This is a genomic window from Aeromonas sp. 55A, from assembly GCF_051919665.1.
Lineage (GTDB): Bacteria > Pseudomonadota > Gammaproteobacteria > Enterobacterales > Aeromonadaceae > Aeromonas > Aeromonas veronii.
This window is the reverse complement of sequence record NZ_JBQBEH010000001.1, coordinates 363,856-381,124: the sequence shown is the minus strand read 5'-3', so window position 1 is coordinate 381,124 and position 17,269 is coordinate 363,856. Positions and strand designations below refer to the sequence as shown.

Annotated in this window: 16 protein-coding genes; 10 read left to right on the top strand and 6 right to left on the bottom strand. The window is 61.3% G+C overall.

Features of this window, described 5'->3' with window-relative positions; genetic code table 11:
* The first annotated feature begins 70 nt into the window (after window positions 1-70).
* Window positions 71-1,984 carry a molecular chaperone HtpG gene (htpG, locus tag ACTG2G_RS01745; RefSeq protein WP_421387839.1) on the top strand — a complete coding sequence of 638 codons (1,914 nt, stop codon included), beginning with the start codon at window positions 71-73 and terminating at the stop codon, window positions 1,982-1,984.
* A 105-nt stretch (window positions 1,985-2,089) separates the two neighbouring features.
* On the opposite strand, the gene ACTG2G_RS01740 is transcribed toward htpG, so the two are convergent.
* From ACTG2G_RS01740 to pspF, 6 genes are all read right to left on the bottom strand, one after another.
* On the bottom strand, window positions 2,090-2,875 hold the full coding sequence (locus tag ACTG2G_RS01740; protein ID WP_005333681.1) for a peptide ABC transporter ATP-binding protein: 786 nt from the start codon (window positions 2,873-2,875) through the stop codon (window positions 2,090-2,092).
* A gap of 34 nt (window positions 2,876-2,909) precedes the next feature.
* Complete coding sequence (locus ACTG2G_RS01735) at window positions 2,910-3,908, bottom strand: peptide ABC transporter ATP-binding protein (RefSeq protein WP_227342654.1); 999 nt, start codon at window positions 3,906-3,908, stop codon at window positions 2,910-2,912.
* Window positions 3,908-4,801, bottom strand: coding sequence for an ABC transporter permease subunit (locus tag ACTG2G_RS01730; RefSeq protein ID WP_216953434.1), 894 nt, complete (start codon window positions 4,799-4,801; stop codon window positions 3,908-3,910). The genes ACTG2G_RS01735 and ACTG2G_RS01730 overlap by 1 nt, the downstream gene beginning before the upstream one ends.
* A 35-nt stretch (window positions 4,802-4,836) precedes the next feature.
* A complete protein-coding gene (locus ACTG2G_RS01725) occupies window positions 4,837-5,796 on the bottom strand; it encodes an ABC transporter permease (protein WP_021231386.1) in 960 nt (319 codons plus the stop codon).
* A gap of 2 nt (window positions 5,797-5,798) precedes the next feature.
* Window positions 5,799-7,394 (bottom strand): ABC transporter substrate-binding protein SapA, encoded by a 1,596-nt coding sequence (gene sapA, locus ACTG2G_RS01720; protein ID WP_041202111.1) that lies wholly within the window; start codon window positions 7,392-7,394, stop codon window positions 5,799-5,801.
* A gap of 108 nt (window positions 7,395-7,502) precedes the next feature.
* Window positions 7,503-8,531, bottom strand: coding sequence for a phage shock protein operon transcriptional activator (gene pspF / locus ACTG2G_RS01715; protein ID WP_421387834.1), 1,029 nt, complete (start codon window positions 8,529-8,531; stop codon window positions 7,503-7,505).
* Window positions 8,532-8,727: 196 nt separating this feature from the next.
* Between pspF and pspA the strand changes: the two genes are divergently transcribed.
* The 9 genes from pspA (at window position 8,728) to ACTG2G_RS01670 (ending at window position 17,241) form a co-directional block, all read left to right on the top strand.
* Window positions 8,728-9,414, top strand: a complete 687-nt coding sequence (gene pspA, locus ACTG2G_RS01710; RefSeq protein ID WP_005361184.1) for a phage shock protein PspA — start codon at window positions 8,728-8,730, stop codon at window positions 9,412-9,414.
* A 3-nt stretch (window positions 9,415-9,417) separates the two neighbouring features.
* Window positions 9,418-9,654: an envelope stress response membrane protein PspB gene (gene pspB, locus ACTG2G_RS01705; RefSeq protein ID WP_005333672.1), complete on the top strand. Its 237-nt coding sequence runs from the start codon at window positions 9,418-9,420 to the stop codon at window positions 9,652-9,654.
* The gene (gene pspC / locus ACTG2G_RS01700; protein WP_005333670.1) at window positions 9,651-10,055 is read left to right on the top strand and encodes an envelope stress response membrane protein PspC; all 405 of its coding nucleotides are present in this window, start codon (window positions 9,651-9,653) and stop codon (window positions 10,053-10,055) included. Before pspB ends, pspC begins: the two co-directional genes overlap by 4 nt.
* Before the next feature lie 101 nt (window positions 10,056-10,156).
* Window positions 10,157-11,563 (top strand): YcjX family protein, encoded by a 1,407-nt coding sequence (locus ACTG2G_RS01695; protein ID WP_439985100.1) that lies wholly within the window; start codon window positions 10,157-10,159, stop codon window positions 11,561-11,563.
* Window positions 11,564-11,630: 67 nt separating this feature from the next.
* A complete protein-coding gene (locus ACTG2G_RS01690; protein WP_439985098.1) occupies window positions 11,631-12,662 on the top strand; it encodes a YcjF family protein in 1,032 nt (343 codons plus the stop codon).
* Between the two features lie 190 nt (window positions 12,663-12,852).
* Window positions 12,853-13,776, top strand: coding sequence for a LysR family transcriptional regulator (locus tag ACTG2G_RS01685; RefSeq protein WP_429205033.1), 924 nt, complete (start codon window positions 12,853-12,855; stop codon window positions 13,774-13,776).
* A 197-nt stretch (window positions 13,777-13,973) separates the two neighbouring features.
* Window positions 13,974-15,119 (top strand): ABC transporter substrate-binding protein, encoded by a 1,146-nt coding sequence (locus ACTG2G_RS01680; protein WP_019444922.1) that lies wholly within the window; start codon window positions 13,974-13,976, stop codon window positions 15,117-15,119.
* 143 nt (window positions 15,120-15,262) lie between these two features.
* Complete coding sequence (locus ACTG2G_RS01675) at window positions 15,263-16,276, top strand: ABC transporter ATP-binding protein (protein ID WP_139708577.1); 1,014 nt, start codon at window positions 15,263-15,265, stop codon at window positions 16,274-16,276.
* Complete coding sequence (locus ACTG2G_RS01670; protein ID WP_005346227.1) at window positions 16,273-17,241, top strand: ABC transporter permease; 969 nt, start codon at window positions 16,273-16,275, stop codon at window positions 17,239-17,241. The genes ACTG2G_RS01675 and ACTG2G_RS01670 overlap by 4 nt, the downstream gene beginning before the upstream one ends.
* Window positions 17,242-17,269: the final 28 nt, after the last annotated feature.

Genomic DNA, 17,269 nt, shown 5'->3' with positions numbered 1-17,269 from the left:
TTGATATTTGGATCGCTGTCCCCATCTAGGTTGGGCATATGTTCAACCCGATGTTTCTGAGGATTGGTCCATGACCCAAAGTGTTCATGCCGAAACCCACGGCTTTCAGACTGAAGTCAAACAACTGCTGAGCCTGATGGCTCACAGCCTCTACTCCAACAAAGAAGTATTCCTGCGCGAGCTGATCTCCAACGCCTCCGATGCGGCGGACAAGCTGCGCTTCAAGGCGCTTTCCGATGCCTCTTTGTTCGAAAACGACGGCCAGTTGCGTGTGCGTCTGGTGGTGGACAAAGAGAAGCGTACCCTGACCATCTCCGATAACGGGATCGGTATGACCCGTGATCAGGTGATTGAGCACCTGGGTACCATCGCCAAGTCCGGCACCGCAGAATTCTTCAAAAACCTCTCCGGCGATCAGGGTAAGGATTCCCAACTGATCGGTCAGTTCGGGGTCGGTTTCTACTCCGCCTTTATCGTGGCCGACAAGGTGACCGTGGTCTCCCGCGCCGCCGGTACTGCTCCGGAGCAGGGCGTACAGTGGGAATCGGAAGGGGAAGGCTCCTTCACCGTGGCTGATGTGACCAAAGAAGGTCGCGGTACCGATGTCATCCTGCACCTGCGTGCCGAAGAGGACGAGTTCCTCGACGACTGGCGTCTGCGCTCCGTGGTGGGCAAATATTCCGATCACATCAGCGTACCGGTCGAGATGTTCAAAGAGGGTACCCCGGATCGCGAAGAGGATGGTGAGACCATCGTCGGCACCCCGGGCGAGTGGGAGCAGGTCAACCGCGCCACGGCACTGTGGACCCGCAACCCGAAAGATATCAAGGACGAGGAGTATCAGGAGTTCTACAAGCACGTCGCCCACGACTTTGAAGATCCGCTGCTGTGGGGTCACAACCGGGTGGAAGGGGCGCAGGAGTACACCAGCCTGCTCTACGTACCGGCCCGCGCACCGTTCGACCTCTACAACCGCGAGCAGAAGCACGGTCTGAAGCTCTACGTACAGCGCGTCTTCATCATGGATGACGCCGAGCAGTTTATGCCGACCTACCTGCGCTTCGTCAAAGGGGTGCTGGACTCCAACGATCTGCCGCTCAACGTCAGCCGCGAGATCCTGCAGGACAACAAGGTGACTGCCTCCCTGCGCAAGGCTTGCTCCAAGCGGGTGCTGACCATGCTCTCCAAGCTGGCGAAAGACGATGCCGAGAAGTACGCCAAGTTCTGGAAAGAGTTCGGTAACGTGCTTAAAGAGGGTCCTGCCGAGGATTACGCCAACCGCGAAGAGATCGCCAAGCTCCTGCGCTTTGCCAGCACCGCTGGCGAGGGCGAAGCCCAGACCGTCTCTCTCGAGGATTATGTTGGCCGCATGAAGGAAGGTCAGCAGAAGATTTACTACATCACTGCCGACTCCTATGCCGCTGCCAAGAACAGCCCGCACCTCGAGATCTTCCGCAAAAAGGGTGTCGAAGTGCTGCTGATGTGGGAACGCGTGGACGAGTGGCTGATGAGCCACCTGACCGAGTTCGACGGCAAGCAGCTTATCTCCGTCACCCGTGGCGAACTGGATCTCGGCGATCTGGAAGACGAAGCCTCCAAGCAGGCCCAGGAAGAGGCCGAGAAGGCCAACGCCGGTCTGGTTGAGCGGGTCAAGAAGAGCTTGGGTGATGCAGTGAAAGAGGTGCGTATTACTCACCGTCTGACCGACTCCCCCTCCTGCATCGTCACCGACGCTTACGGTATGAGCACCCAGATGATCAAGCTGATGCGTGCGGCCGGCCAGCCGGTACCGGAGCAGAAGTACATTCTGGAGCTCAACCCTGACCATGCGCTGGTGAAGAAACTCGACACCATTGAAGACGAGGCACTGTTCGGTGAGTGGGTCACCCTGCTGCACGAACAGGCCCAGCTGGCCGAGCAGGGCGGGCTGAACGATCCGGCGAGCTTCGTCTCCCGCATCAACCGTCTGCTGCTGCAAGCCTAAGCAGCAACGCCGGTAACAGAAAGCCCACTGCATGCAGTGGGCTTTTTTGATCCCGCCGAGTGAGCTCGGCGAAACACAGCGGCAAGGGAGGCGGCCAGCGCCTCTCTATTTGCGGTATTCGTTGTTGTAGTTCTGGATGAGACGCCGGGTAACCTCATGCTGGGGATCGGCAAATACCTTGAGGGTTTTACCGCGCTCCACCACCCGACCTTCGTGCATCACCAGCACCTCGTCGCTGATATGGCTGACGATGCCCAAATCGTTGGCTACCAGCACATAGCTCAGCCCCATGGTCTCCTGCATCTCCAGCAGCAGGTTGATGATCTGGGAGCGTACCGAGATATCCAGGGTGGAGAGCGCCTCATCGGCCACCACTATCTTGGGGTTGAGGATCAGCGCCCGCGCCAGCGCCACCCGCTGCTGCTGACCGGAGGAGAGCATCTGCGGATAGAACAGGGCGTGATCCGGCAGCATCCCCACCATACGCAGGGTCTGCACCACCTTCTCGCGGCGCTCCTCCTCGGTCATCTCGGTGTTGAGACGCAGCGGGGTTTCCAGGATCTGGCCGACCCGGATCTTGCGGTTCAGCGAGGTGTTGGGATCCTGAAAAATCATCCGCAGCAGTTTGCAGCGAGTCTGGTAATCGCCATGCACCATCAGTTGGCCGTCGATGGCGATGTCGCCGCTGGTGGGTTCGATCATGCCGGCCAGAATGCGGGCGAGGGTACTCTTGCCGGAGCCAGCTTCGCCGACGATGGCGAGGGTCTGGCCCACTTCGAGATCGAACGAGAGGGGCTTGATCGCCTCTACTGCCTGACGACGAAACAGACCGGTACGGTTCTGGTAGGTTTTGCTAAGGCCTCTGACCTGCAACAGGGATGGCTCGATCACAAGCGGGGCTCCTTCATGGGGGCATTAACGGTCATCATTTTTTGGGCTCCTCCATGTTCAGCGGGAAGTGACAGCTGAACTGATGGCCCTTGATCTTGTTCATCAAAGGAGTCTGCACGCACTGCTTCTGGGCGTAGGGGCAGCGCGGCCCCAGACGGCAGCCGATGGGCAGGTGTTGCAGTGGCGGGATGACGCCGGGCAGGGTCTCGAGGCGCGACTTGTGGCGCACCAGCTTGTCAAAGTCGGGGATCGATTTGAGCAGGGCATCGGTATAGGGGTGATGCGGGGTCTCAAGGATCTGCTCCCGGGTGCCCACTTCCACCATCTGACCGCAGTACATCACGTTGATGGTATCGGTCAGGTTGGCGATGGCGGCGATGTCGTTACTGATGATCAGGATGGTGGTATTGCCCAGCTTGTTCATCTTGTCCAGGAGTCGCAGGATCTGGGAGTGGGTGGTGGACTCCATGGCGCTGGTGGGCTCGTCGGCTACCAGCAGACGCGGCTGGTTGGCAATGGCCATGGCGATCATCACCTTCTGGCACATGCCATCCGACAGCTCATGGGGATAGGCGCGCATCACCTTGCGGTGATCCTTGACGCCGACCCGGTGCAGCAGGGCGATGGCCTTCTTCTTGCGCCACTGGAAGCGTTGCCAGAATTGCCCCTCGAACGAATCGGTCGGGATTGCCTCTTCCAGCTGGGTGCCGATCTCCTCGGAGGGGTCGAGACAGCTGATGGGGTCCTGGAAGATCATGGCGATCTCGCGACCCATGATGCGACGGCGCTCCTTGGGAGGCATGCTCAGCAGATCCATGTCGTTGAAGCGCATCCGGTCGGCACGTACCGTCCAGTTGTCCTTCTCGATGCCGACGATCACCTTGGCGATCAGACTTTTACCTGAGCCGGATTCACCCACCAGACCGCGGATCTCCCCCTCGGTCAGGGTCAGGCTCACCTTGTCCACCGCCTTGACCTTGCCTTGCGGTGTGTCGATCTCGATGGTGAGATTGCGAATATCGAGCAGCGGCATCAGTCATTCCCCTCTTTGAGTGCTTCGCGGATGCCTTCACCAACCAGGTTGGTGGCCAGCACGCTGAACAGGATAGCCATGCCCGGCAAAGTGACGGTCCAGGGTGCGAGATAGATGAGGTCACTCGAATCGGCCAGCATGGTGCCCCACTCCGGTTGAGGGGATTGTGCGCCGAGGCCGAGAAAACCGACTGCCGAGATATCGAGAATGGCCGCAGACAAGGTGCGGGTAGTCTGGGCCACCAGGGTCTCGACGATATTGGGCAAAATAGCCAGCCGCATGATCCTGAAGGGGGGCGAGCCATCGAGCCGACTGGCAATGATGTACTCCTTCTGCATCTCGGCATGCACCGCGTTGTAAGTGGCCCGGATAAAGGGGGGGATCAATGCCAGGGTAATGGCGATCAGGGTATTGCCAAGGCCCGGCCCCAGAATGGCAACCATGATGATGGCCATCAGCAGGGAGGGGATGGAGAGCAGGGTATCGAGCAGGTGGTGCAGCACGCTCGATTTCAGCCCCTTGCTCATGCCGCCGAGTATGCCGATGGCGGAGCCCACCACCATGGCGATCACCACCACGACAAGGGCACAGCCGAAGGTGAGACGAGCCCCCACCACCAGCCGGGAGAGCATGTCGCGCCCCAGATCGTCGGTGCCGAGGAAGTAGTCGATGTTGCCGGTCGCAGCCCATGAGGGGGCGAGCAGCAGCTTGTCGGTGTGCTGTTCATCGATGCCGTAGGGGACGACCAGCGGCCCCACCAGCGTGATGAGCAGCAACAGCAAAAAGCACCATAGCCCCGCCATTGCCAACGGATTGCGGCTGTAGGAGGCCCACGTCTGCTCAAGGGGCGAGAGGATCTTGAGCTCGGGATAGATGTTCGATTTATCTTGCATAGGATACCTAGCTCCTGGTCACGCCATGAGCGCGTTCAATCTTGTTTGGCATACAACTCTTTGCGCCGTGCCGGATAGATAAGGGTGGTCAGCAACTCGGTGCTGACGCTGGTCAGGATCACGAAACTGGCCACCACCAGGGTCGCGCCGCGAATGGCGGCGTAATCCTGCAGGGCGATGCTGCTGATGAGCCAGCGGCCGATCCCGTGCCACTCGAACACCACCTCGGTGATCATGGCGGAGGTGAGCACGCTACCCAGTTGCAGACCCAGCAGCGGCAGTACCGGCGGCAAGGCGTTCTTCAGACCATGGCGCCAGACGATCTGCGCCTTGGAAAGGCCCCGGCTCGCCGCCGCCTTGATGTAGTTCTGCTTCATCACGTCGATGAGGGAGCTGCGTACATGGCGGATCACCTCGGTGGTAGGCACTACCGCCAGCACCAGTGACGGAAGGATCAGGTGGCGCAGGGCATCATGCAGCGCCGCTTGTCGCCAGGGCTCGTTGCTGAGCAGCACATCGATCACCGCGATGCCGGTAATGGGGGGCACGTCGTAGAGCAGGCTGATCTGGCCCGATGCCGGCAGCCAGCCGAGATCCAGCGAAAAGAGCATCACCACCAGCAGCGCCAGCCAGAACACCGGCACCGCATAGCCGATAAGACCGGCAGTCATGATGGAGAGATCCAGCGTCTTTCCCTGTGACAGGGCCGCTAGGGTGCCGAGAGGGATCCCCACCAGCAGCGAGATGGCGAACGCCGCCAGACAGAGGATCAGGGTCGCCGGGAAGTAGTGGCGGATCTCGTCCAGCACCGGCAGCCCGGAGACGCTGGAGAGCCCCAGGTCGCCTGCAAAAATGCGGCGCAGGAAGTCGGGATAGCCGCTCCAGAAGCTGAGCTGATTGCCGATCAGCCGATAGTCCAGCAGGTAGGCGACAAAGGTCAGCGCCAGTAGAGTGATAAGCAGCAGGTTGATGCGGCGCAAGGTGTATAGAAGCATGCTTACTCCCTGTGAGCCTGGTTGAAGGAGGTGCCGCCAAAGGGCATCAGCGTCAGCCCCTCGATGTCGCTGCGGCTGACCTGGGTACGCAAGGCGTGCGCCAGCGGGATCAGCGGCAGCTGTTCGTTAAGCAGGGTCTGGGCATAGTAGTAGTTACGCAGCCGGAACGAGAGCTGGGGCGTGGTGACCGCATCATCCAGCAACTGATCGAAGGCCGGGCTACACCAGCGGCTGTAGTTGTTGCCGCGCTCCACTGCCGAGCAGCTCAGCAGCTGGCGGAAGAAGTTGTCCGGATCGGCGTTATCGGCAATCCAGCCGGAGAGCAGACTGTCGTACTGCCCCTTGGTGAGACGGCCTTCGATCACCGGCCACTCCCGTTGCACGATCTTGAGCTTGATCCCGACCTTGGCCAGATCGCTGCGGATCAGCTGGGCGGTCTTGACCGCATCCGGGTTGTAGGGGCGGGCGTCTGGCTGTACCAGCACCTGCATCTCGAACCCTTTCTCCAGTCCCGCCTCCTTGAGCAGCTGGCGCGCCCGTTTCAGGTCGGGTTTGCGCTCGGGCAGGCTGGGGTTGTACCCCCACGAGAGGGTCGGCAACAGGCTGTTGGCGGGCAGGCCGGTATCGAAATAGACCGCCTGCAACAGGTTGTCGATGTTGATGGCGCTGGCAATGGCCTGACGCACCTTGACGTTGTTGAACGGCGGCTTGCGGGTATTGAGGGCCAAAAAGGCGACGTTCATCCCCGACTGGACCGAGAGGCTCAGCGCCGGATTTTGCTTGATCACCGAGAGCTGGCTGGCGGAAGGGGTGCTCATCACGTCGCACTCGCCGGTCAGCAGCTTGGCCAGCCGTTTGGCGGATTTGGGGGTGATGTCGTAGACCAGCTGTTCAATCTTGGCATCGCCGCCCCAATAGCCGGGATGGCGCAGATAGCGAATGAACTCGTTGTGGCGATACTCCTTGAAGCTGAACGGCCCGGTGCCGATGGGGCGGCTATCCAGCAGGGCTGGTGTGCCCGCCTGCAACATCTGCTCGGCGTATTCGGCGGAGAGGATCACCGCATAGTCGCTCGCCAGAGTGGCGAGGAAGGAGGCGTTCGGCTGGTTCAGCTCGAATACTACCGTCTGTGGCCCCTTCTTGCTCACCCGCTTGATCAGCAGATCTTGCCCCAGGCTGTAGAAGTAGGGGTAATCGCCGCCGGAGACATTGTGATAGGGGTGCTGCTCGTCAAGCTGGCGGGCATAGGTAAAGACCACATCATCGGCATTGAAAGTGCGGGTGGGCTTGAACCAGGGAGTATGGTGAAACGTCACCCCCTTGCGCAGGGTCAGGGTATAGGTGAGGCCATCCTCGCTGACATGCCAGTTGGTGGCGAGCGCCGGCTCCAACGCCAGGGTGTTGGGGTTCACCTCCAGCAGGCGGTCGTAGAGCGGACGGGCACTGGCATCCAGTGTCACCCCGGAGTTGGAAACATGGGGATTGAAGGAGAGGGGGGATCCCTCAGCACAATAGATGAGTCCGGTTTTGGAGGCCTCGGGTTGCTTCTGGCAGCCGGTGACCAGCACCAGCAGACCCAGCAGCAAGGGTGTGAGCATTCTCATTGTTGAACCATGTTCTTATAGGGGTTTTGTACGCACGTTTTGATACAAATGTGCCAGCGCGAAGGCTGGCGTGTTGCTGGAGTCGGCATCAACCGCGCTCCTTCACTCTTGTTCTGCATCGTTATCGCCATCCAGCAGCTGATATTTGCGTAGCATGCCACGGAACTGGTGATAGCTTAAGGCCAGCAGTTGAGCGGCTTTGCGCTGATTATACTGGGATTGCTGCATCGCTTGCTTGAGTAAATTAATCTCGTACTCCGCCACAGCCTGCTTGAGATCGAGCGGCAAGGCGAGGGGGGATGCAGATTGTACCTCGCTTCGGGCCTCTTGCGCAGGTTGCGTGACCTGTGGTCGCCAGGGGGAATCAAACGGGTTGAGCACCAGGGTCGAGAGCGGCAACTGGGGATTGCCCTGACGATAGATACTGCGCTCCACCACGTTCTTCAGCTCCCGTACGTTGCCCGGCCAGTGGTAATCCAGCAGCAGCTGGGTTGCCTTGCGCGAGAAACCGGCAAACAGCGGATAGCCCAGCTCCCCGGTCATGCTGTGGGCGAAGTGCTCCGCCAGCATCAGGATATCTTCCCGCCGCTCCCGCAAGGGGGGTAGGGTGATCACATCAAACGCGAGCCGATCGAGCAGATCGTGGCGAAACTGCCCCTTGTCGGCCAGCGCAGGGAGATCCTCGTTGGTGGCGCAGACCAGCCGCACATCCACCTTGAGGGGCTTGGCCCCACCCACCCGCTCGAACTCGCCATACTCGATGACCCGCAGCAACTTCTCCTGCACCCGGGCGCTGGTGGTGGCCAGCTCGTCGAGGAATAGGGTGCCGCCATCGGCCCGCTCGAAGCGGCCCTGATGGCGCTTGGCCGCGCCGGTAAACGATCCCGCTTCGTGACCGAACAGCTCGGTCTCCAGCAGGCTCTCGCTCAGGGTGGCGCAGTTGATGGTGACAAAGCTTTGATCCCAGCGCGCCGAGAGATAATGTAGGCGGTGGGCGATCAGCTCCTTGCCCGTCCCCCGCTCACCGATGATCAGCACGGGTTTGCGCAGCGGGGCGAGCCGTGAGGCCTGCTCAATGATCTCGAGAAATGCGTTGGATTCCCCCAGCAGGCTTTCCGTGGCCGTGGTCATAGTGATCCCTGTCAGTTGTAAAAGCTGGTCAATCTTACCAAAAGTTGGTGATTTTAATCATCACTTGCGCGAGACATCTTGCAATTCGGCTATTCTGCCCCATATAAATCAACAAGTTAAATTTTGTTCCAGATTGGCACACAAGTTGCCATTGTCAATGGAGAAACAACGCCATGCCAATAACAGGAGTGCAATCATGAGTATTTTTTCCCGTCTGGCCGACATCATCAATTCCAACCTGACGGCCCTGCTCGACAAGGCAGAAGATCCCCAGAAGATGGTGCGCCTGATCATCCAGGAGATGGAGGACGAGCTGGTCAAGGAGCGTTCCAATCTGGCCCGCTTCCTCGCCAGCCAGAAAGAGATTGGCCGTCAGGTCGCCCGCCATCAGGAGCGGGTCGACGAGTGGCAAGCCAAGGCCGAGCTGGCCCTGACCAAGGGGCGTGAAGATCTGGCCCGCGCAGCCCTTATCGAGAAGAAGAAACAGACCGAGTTGTCAGAGACCCTCTATCGCGAGCAGCAGGCGGTCGACAGCGGCATCGAGAAGCTGGGTGAGGAGATCCGCCAGCTCGAAGCCAAGCTGGAAGATGCCCGCGCCCGTCAAAAGGCGATGGCCATTCGCACCGAAGCGGCCAGCAGCCGTCTCAATGTGCAGAGCCAGGTAGCCCGTGGCGAGAGCCAGGCGGTGGTGAGCAAGTTTGAGCGGATGGAGCGTCGCATCGACGAAATGGAAGCGCGCGCCGATCTGGGACAGTCCGACAAGGCGCTGGCGCAGCAGTTTGCCGAGCTGGAAGTGGACGATCAGATAAGTCGTGAGCTGGAAGCCATGCGCCAGAAGCTGGGCCAGGGCGACAGCAAAAGCGAAGGCAAACAGGGGGAGTAACAGATGGAAGATCTGCTGGGCGTATTGATGGTTCCCATGGTGGTCTTCATGGTGGTGGTAGCCCCCATCTGGCTGGTGCTGCACTATCGTGCCAAGGGGCGGATTGGCGCCGGTCTTGCCGATAGCGAGCGGGAACAGCTGCAAGGGCTGCTGGCTCGCACCGAGAAGATGCAGGAGCGAGTGGGCGCGCTGGAATCGATTCTGGATGCGGAAGTACCCGGTTGGAGGAACAAGGTATGAGCAGTGTCAGTCGTGAAGGGCGTAACCTCTATCGCGATCCCCAGCGTGGCAAGATAGCCGGGATCTGTGCCGGTTTGGCTGAGTATTTCGGGGTGGAGACCTGGATCGTGCGGCTGCTCGCCATCAGTGGCCTTATCTTCGCCGGTTTCATCACCTTCACCGCCTATATCGCTGCCTGGTTCTTGCTCGATAAAAAGCCGGTCACCCTCTATTCGCAAGAGGATGCCGACTTTGCCGAGGTGCGGATGAAAGCGCGCAGCTGGCAGGCGGGGATCACCCCTCATCAGGCGCTGGGCCGCATCGCGCAGGAACTTGACGCGTTGGAGCCCAGAGTTCAGCGGATCGAGAAGCTGGTGACCTCCAGGGAGTTCACCCTGCAGCGGGAGTTTCGCAAGCTGTAGTTCTTGCTGAAGCACCCATGTCGATGGCGGCGCCTCCCGTGATGCGCCACCATCGACACCAGCTATCCAGATGCAACCACCAAGGGAGAACGGATCAAGCCTTGATACTCAATAAACTGGAACAGAAGTTGACTCGCCTGCAACACAAGGCGAACGACGTGGTGAACCGGGTGCGGGATCGCCATATCCGGCTGGCGGTGACCGGCCTCTCTCGCAGCGGCAAAACCGCCTTTATCACGGCGCTGGTCAACCAGCTGGAACACGCGGCCATCGACGGCCGTTTGCCGTTGTGGGATGCCCTGCGTCAGGGGCGCATCCTCGGTGCCCGCCGGGTGCCGCAGCTCAATGCCCACATCCCCACCTTTGCCTACGAGCGTGGCCTCGACTCCCTGTTTGGCGATCCACCTGCCTGGCCCGAGCCGACCCGCGGCGTGGCCGAAGTGCGCCTCGAAATCCGTTATCGCACCCGTCATCCCCTGCGCAAGCATCTGGGGGAGATCTCGACCCTCTACGTGGATCTGGTGGATTACCCCGGGGAGTGGCTGCTCGACTTGCCGCTCCTTGAGATGAACTACGAGCAGTGGAGCGAACAGGTGCGCGAGCAACTTCGTCGCCCAGAGCTGCAGGCGCTCGCCGCCAGCTGGCTGACACCCGGGTGGCAGGCTGAGCAGCGCTTCGAAGAGCGACCGGTGGCTGAGCTGGCCGAGCGCTACAACGCCTATCTACACGCTTGCAAACAGGAGCTGGGGCTGCACCTGATCCAGCCCGGCCGCTTCGTCTTGCCGGGGGAGTATGCCGGTGCCCCCATGCTGCAATTTGTCCCCTGGGTGTGGGAGATGCCTGACAGCGAGCCCGCCGATGGCACTCTTTACGCCACTCTCAAGCAGCGCTTCGAGCAGTACAAGCAGCATCTGGTGCAGGGTTTTTATGAGCAGCACTTTGCAGGCTTTGATCGCCAGATCGTGCTGGTGGATTGCCTGCAGCCCCTCAACGCCGGGGCGGCCAGCTTTGGCGACATGCAGCAGGCCATCGCCCGCATCATGGAGAGCTTTGCCTACGGCAAGAGCAACTGGTGGCGGCGACTCTTCTCGCCCCGTATCGACAAGCTGCTGTTTGTGGCGAGCAAGGCCGATCACGTTACCCCCGAACAGCATGCGCCCATGGTTTCCCTGCTCCAGCATCTGGTGCGCAGTGGCCGCGGCCAGGCCCGTTTTGAGGGGATCACCACCGAGTGTCTGGCGCTCGCCGCCATCAAGGCGACCGAAGTTGGCAAGGGGGTGGCCAATGGCCGCGAGTTCCCCGCCATCCGTGGCACCAGCCTGAGCGGTGAGCCGCTGCTGCTGTTCCCCGGGGAGGTGCCGCCCCATATTCCGCCTGCGCAGTGGTGGAACAATCAGGGCTTTGATTTTCAGGCGTTTCGCCCCATGCCCATGAGCCACCATCAGGCGCTGCCCCATATCCGGCTCGATGCGGCGCTGGAGTTTCTGCTCGGGGATCACCTCGAATAACGGTGTGCGGTCTTGGCACCTGAGCCGAAGGCTGCGCACAGGAGACTGTTTTCAGGAGAATAAGGCGATGAACGATCAGATAAAAGAGCGGCCACCGCTGCAGGGCAAGGTGATCCTTGAGCCAGTCTTGACGGTGGCCAGTGACGAGCGACCGCCCGCACCGGCCCAGCGGCTGGAGGAGGCGAGCTTCGAGCGCCTCGACGAGCTGGACGATTTCACCGAGGTGGAGAGCGCCCTCGTCAGCAAACCGCGTCGCCGTCATCGGCTGCTGGCGTGGGGGCTGGGGGCGGTCGGTCTGCTCTCGTTGGGCCAGTATGGCGCCTTTCTTTACGATCAGTTCCTCACCACCCCGCTCTGGGGCAGCGCTTGGCTGGCGGCCTCGGCGCTGGTGGCGGCGGGGACCGCCAGCGTGGTGGGGCGCGAGTGGCTGCGGCTGCGCACCCTCAAGCGGCGTCAGGATGTGCGCTCGCGAGCAGAAGATCTGCTTGCTCATCAGGGAGTCGGGCAGGGGCAGGCCTTTTGCGAAGGGTTGGCGGTCAAAAGTGGCGACAAGGGGCGCGAGGGGTATCAAACCTGGCTGGCCCAGCTCGACGAGAGCCACAGCGATCGGGAAGTGCTGACCCTTTACAGTCAGCTGGTATTGAGCGAACGCGACAAGCTTGCCCAGGCGCGGGTGGCCAAATGGTCGGGGGAGGCCGCTGTTCTGGTGGCGCTCAGCCCGCTCGCCACCGTCGACATGATGCTGATGTTGTGGCGCAACTTGCGGATGATCGAGGATATCGCCGATGTCTATGCCATCGAACTTGGCTACTGGAGCCGCATACGCCTCATCCGTCAGGTGTTTCGCAACATGCTCTACGCCGGTGCCACCGAGCTGGTGACCGAGGTGGGGATGGACTTGCTGGGCGCCGAGTTTGCCGCCAAGCTCTCTGCCCGCGCGGCGCAAGGGGTGGGGGCCGGGCTGCTCACCGCCCGTCTTGGCCTGCGCACCATCGAAACGTGCCGTCCGCTGCCCTGGTGTGCGGACGAAAAACCCAAACTCGGCGAGCTGCGCAAGCGGCTGATCGGCCAGCTGGCGGGGTATCTCAACAAATCCTGATAGCCCTGTCTGCACCTTGCTGCGATGACCCATGCCCCTGTCGTGCTCGCCAAGCCGCAGGGGCATGGTTTTAATCGGCAGATCATTGAGTTGGCAGCAGTGCCCGGTTTTGGCGAGACGCCCGTTTACGGTTAAGCTGGCAGTCAATCTTACCAATCACACCAATAGTACCAATCGGCAAGGATGCCCGATGAACTTTACCTTTCGCCAGATCCGTTATTTTGTGGCCGTGGCCGACAGCTTTTCAGTGAGCCGTGCCGCCGCCGAGCTGCATATCTCCCAGTCGGCGGTCACCAGCGCCATTCGCGAGCTGGAGACCGAGCTCGGCGCCCCGCTATTCGAGCGCAATCCGCGCGGCGTCACCCTCACCACTCAGGGGCACCAGTTTTTGCTCCACGCCCGCCGCATTCTCGGCGCCATGACCGAGGCGAGCCACTCCCTCAAAGCGGTGGCCCAGCAGGATCAGGGGCGACTCACCATCGGCGTGACCACCTTGGTGGCGGGTTACTACCTCTCAGAGGCGCTCGGCCGCTTTCGCCGCGCCTTTCCGGCGGTACAGATCGAGGTGAAGGAGGATGAACAGCTTTTTCTGGAGCACCAGATCGTCAACGGCGAGGTGGATGTGGGGATCCTGATGACCAACCGCACCATCCGCCAAGAGGCGTTTGATACCGAGTTGCTGACCCGCTCGCCACTACGGCTCTGGCTGGCCGCCAACCACCCGCTCTGTGCCGAGTCGACCCTCTCGCTCACCGCACTGGGGGAGGAGCCGATGATCTCGCTGACCGCCGATCAGCTGGATCAGATCATCGGTGGCGGCCTGCGTCGCTACGGCATCTCCCCCCGTATCGTGCTGCGCACCGCGTCGGTGGAGGCGGTGCGCAGTCTGGTGGCAAGCCAGCTCGGGGTCGCCCTGTTGCCCGACTTTGCCTATCGCCCCTGGTCGCTGGAGCAGGAGCGGGTCGAGGCGCGCCCCATCAAGGAGCCCATTCCCGCCATCGATATCGGGCTGGTGTGGCGCCGTGGTTCTCGGCTGGATTGGACGGCGCGGGAATTTATCGATATTGCGCGGGATCAGAGCCGGTTGCGGGCCCGTCAGGCGCTCCCTCGCTAGCCATCTCTTGCGGGGTAGCCACCAAAAATCAGATTCATCTGCACTCGATATCGATTTAGCTGATACCTGAGCCACCAAAAATTGAAATATTCATCGTATTGCCACTCCCCTAAGCTCATTGCTGGTTAACAGGATGTTAACGCCCATGGTGGCGTTCCTTCACCTGATGCAAGTCAACACAATGCAAGGAGTGCATGATGAAATTGACCCCTCTGATGCTGGCTCTTGTTCCGGCGCTGCTGGCAGGCCAGACCCAGGCTGCCCCGACCGAGCTCGGCAAGGGTGAAGGCCAGCTCAATATCGTGGCCTGGGCTGGCTACGTTGAGCGTGGCGAGACCGACAAGAACTACGACTGGGTGACCGGATTCGAGAAAGAGACCGGCTGCAAGGTGAGCGTCAAGACGGCGGCCACCTCGGACGAGATGGTGGCCTTGATGAACGAGGGGGGCTTCGATCTGGTGACCGCCTCCGGCGATGCCAGTCTGCGTCTGATTGCCGGTGGCAAGGTGCAGGCGCTCAATCTGGCGCTCATCCCGAGCTACAGCAAGATTGATCCCCGGCTGCAAAATGCCCCCTGGCACACTGTGGATGGCAAGCACTACGGCGTGCCCTACCAGTGGGGCGGCAATATCCTGATGTACAACACCAAGGTGTTCCCCAAGGCACCGGACTCCTGGAACGTGGTGTTCGAGGAGCAGACTCTGGCGGATGGCAAATCCAACAAGGGGCGGGTGCAGGCCTTTGACGGCCCGATCCACATCGCCGATGCCGCCCTCTATCTGATGACCCATCAGCCTGCCCTGGGCATCAAGGATCCTTACGAGCTGAACGAGGATCAGTACAAGGCCTCCCTCGATCTGCTGCGCAAGCAGCGCCAGCTGGTGGGACGCTACTGGCATGATGCTTTCGTTCAAATCGATGACTTCAAGAACGAAGGGGTGGTCGCGTCAGGCTCCTGGCCGTTCCAGGCCAACGCCCTGATCGCCGACAAGCAACCTATCGCCACCACTGTGCCCAAAGAGGGCGTCACCGGTTGGGCCGATACCAGCATGGTGCACAGCGATGCCAAGAACCTCACCTGCGCTTACAAGTGGCTGGAGCACTCCCTGAGCAACAAGTTGCAGGGAGATCTCGCCGCCTGGTTTGGTTCGGTGCCTGTGGTACCTGCCGCCTGTGAGGGCAATGCCCTGCTGGGCCCTACCGGGTGCAAAACCAACGGTATCGACAACTTCGATCGGGTTCGTTTCTGGCGCACTCCGGTCTCCCAGTGCAAGAGCCAGGGAACTTGCGTGCCCTATTACCGCTGGGTTTCCGACTATATCGCCATTCTGGGCGGCCGCTAAGGCGGGGTGATCAAGGTGGTCGGAACCGCTGCCACCTTGCCAACGGCAGGGGAGCTGCGCCTCCTCTGCACGACTGCCGAGAGCGGATAATCAAGCGGGCCGGACAGGAGTCCGGCCCATCCCAGCACAGACAAGGATGCCCCATGAACGCCGTACAATTTGACCGGGTCAGCCGCCACTATGGCGAGGTGAAGGCGGTCGATGACATCTCTTTCCAGATCCCCTCCGGGGAATTCTTTACCCTGCTGGGGCCGAGCGGTTCCGGCAAGACCACTTGCCTGCGGATGATCGCGGGCTTCGAGTACCCGAGCGACGGGGAGATCCGCCTGTTTGGCGAACCCTGCTCCACCGTGCCGCCCTATGATCGCAACCTCAACACCGTGTTTCAGGACTATGCCCTGTTTCCCAACATGGATGTGCGCGACAACATCGGCTATGGCCTGATGCTCAAGGGGGTCGCCAAGGCGGAGCGTTACCGCAAGGTGGATGAGATGCTGGAGCTGGTGCGACTGCCCGGGGTCGGCAAGCGCCGCCCAAGCCAGCTCTCCGGCGGCCAGCGCCAGCGCATCGCCATCGCCCGAGCCCTCATCAACCAGCCACGCATCCTGCTGCTGGACGAGCCGTTGGGGGCCCTCGATCTCAAGCTGCGCGAGCAGATGCAGCTTGAGCTCAAGGCGCTGCAACGCCAGCTTGGCATCACCTTTATCTTCGTTACCCACGATCAGCAGGAGGCGCTCTCCATGAGCGACCGGATCTGCATCTTCAGTCAGGGCAAGATCGAGCAGATCGCTGCGCCCGATACCATCTACGACGCTCCGGCGACGCCGTTTGTGGCCCGCTTCGTCGGTACCGTCAATCTGTTCGAAGGGGAGCAGGCCAGACGGCTGTGCGGTGACGGCAGCCAGATGATGGTGCGCCCGGAGCGGATCCGGCTCGCTGAGGCGGGCACGCCGGGCTGGTCGGGGGAGATCCGCGAGGTGGAGTATCTGGGTCCCTTCGTCCGTTATCGGGTTGATCTCGGGGAGCAGCTCGAGATCATCGTCAACCACCCCAATGAGGGGCAGGCCCGTCTGGCCCGTGGCAGCAGGGTCAGCCTCAGCTGGCCGGAGCAGGCCATCCATCGCCTGAGCGGCGCCCATCAGGGGGCGCAGCCATGAGTGCCCCTCACAGTGCGAGTCTTGCCATGAACCATCAGCCCGAACCTGCCCGTTTCAGGCCGCTGCGGCGCCTCTCGACCCTGCTCTATGGTCGGCCCGGCCTGCTGCTGGCGATCCTGCTGGGGCCGCCGCTGCTGTGGCTCGGCATCATCTATGTCGGCTCCTTGCTGATGCTGCTCTCCAACTCCTTGTTCGGGCTGGACGAGTTCAGCGGTCAGGTGCGCCACGAGCTGGGGCTGCAAAACTTCGTCGCCCTGCTACGGCCGGAGAATCTGGATGTGATCGGCCGCACCGTCGGCATGTCGCTGCTGGTGACCCTGGCCTGCGCCCTGCTCGGTTTTCCGGTTGCCTACTACATGGCGCGCTACACCAGTGGCAAGACCCGGGCGCTGTTCTATGTGGGGATCATGCTGCCGCTCTGGTCCAGCTATCTGGTGCGGGTCTACGCCTGGAAGCTGATCTTGGCCAAGGAGGGGGTAGTGAGCTGGCTGGCCGACAGCATGGGGTTGGAGTGGCTGCTCGATGCCATCCTCTCCCTGCCGGTGATCGGTGGCCCGTCGCTCTCCTTCTCGCGGCTCGGCACCTTTATCGTGTTCGTCTATGTCTGGCTGCCCTTCATGATCCTGCCCATTCAGGCGGCGGTGGAGCGTATTCCGCGATCCCTCTTGGAGGCGAGCAGCGATCTGGGGGCGACACCCGCCCAGACCTTTCGCAACCTGATCCTGCCGCTGGCGTTGCCCGGTGTGGTGGCGGGCTCCATTTTCACCTTCTCGCTGACCCTCGGTGATTACATCATCCCCGGCATCATCGGCAACTCGACCATGTATATCGGTCAGGTGGTCTACATGCAGCAGGGGACGGCGGGCAACTTGCCCTTTGCCGCCGCCTTCTCGCTGGTGCCGATCCTTATCATCGCCATCTATCTGGCGATTGCGAAACGGTTAGGAGCCTTTGATGCGCTTTGACCCTATCGCTTTGAACCGGCAGCAAGGA

Coding starts and splice junctions, on each gene's coding strand:
- sapA (WP_041202111.1), bottom strand. CDS start 7,394: ATGCTCACACCCTTGCTGCTGGGTCTGCTGGTGCTGGTCACCGGCTGC.
- pspB (WP_005333672.1), top strand. CDS start 9,418: ATGGAAGATCTGCTGGGCGTATTGATGGTTCCCATGGTGGTCTTCATG.
- ACTG2G_RS01725 (WP_021231386.1), bottom strand. CDS start 5,796: ATGCTTCTATACACCTTGCGCCGCATCAACCTGCTGCTTATCACTCTA.
- ACTG2G_RS01670 (WP_005346227.1), top strand. CDS start 16,273: ATGAGTGCCCCTCACAGTGCGAGTCTTGCCATGAACCATCAGCCCGAA.
- pspF (WP_421387834.1), bottom strand. CDS start 8,531: ATGACCACGGCCACGGAAAGCCTGCTGGGGGAATCCAACGCATTTCTC.
- pspC (WP_005333670.1), top strand. CDS start 9,651: ATGAGCAGTGTCAGTCGTGAAGGGCGTAACCTCTATCGCGATCCCCAG.
- ACTG2G_RS01730 (WP_216953434.1), bottom strand. CDS start 4,801: ATGCAAGATAAATCGAACATCTATCCCGAGCTCAAGATCCTCTCGCCC.
- pspA (WP_005361184.1), top strand. CDS start 8,728: ATGAGTATTTTTTCCCGTCTGGCCGACATCATCAATTCCAACCTGACG.
- ACTG2G_RS01680 (WP_019444922.1), top strand. CDS start 13,974: ATGAAATTGACCCCTCTGATGCTGGCTCTTGTTCCGGCGCTGCTGGCA.
- ACTG2G_RS01735 (WP_227342654.1), bottom strand. CDS start 3,908: ATGCCGCTGCTCGATATTCGCAATCTCACCATCGAGATCGACACACCG.
- ACTG2G_RS01675 (WP_139708577.1), top strand. CDS start 15,263: ATGAACGCCGTACAATTTGACCGGGTCAGCCGCCACTATGGCGAGGTG.
- htpG (WP_421387839.1), top strand. CDS start 71: ATGACCCAAAGTGTTCATGCCGAAACCCACGGCTTTCAGACTGAAGTC.
- ACTG2G_RS01685 (WP_429205033.1), top strand. CDS start 12,853: ATGAACTTTACCTTTCGCCAGATCCGTTATTTTGTGGCCGTGGCCGAC.
- ACTG2G_RS01690 (WP_439985098.1), top strand. CDS start 11,631: ATGAACGATCAGATAAAAGAGCGGCCACCGCTGCAGGGCAAGGTGATC.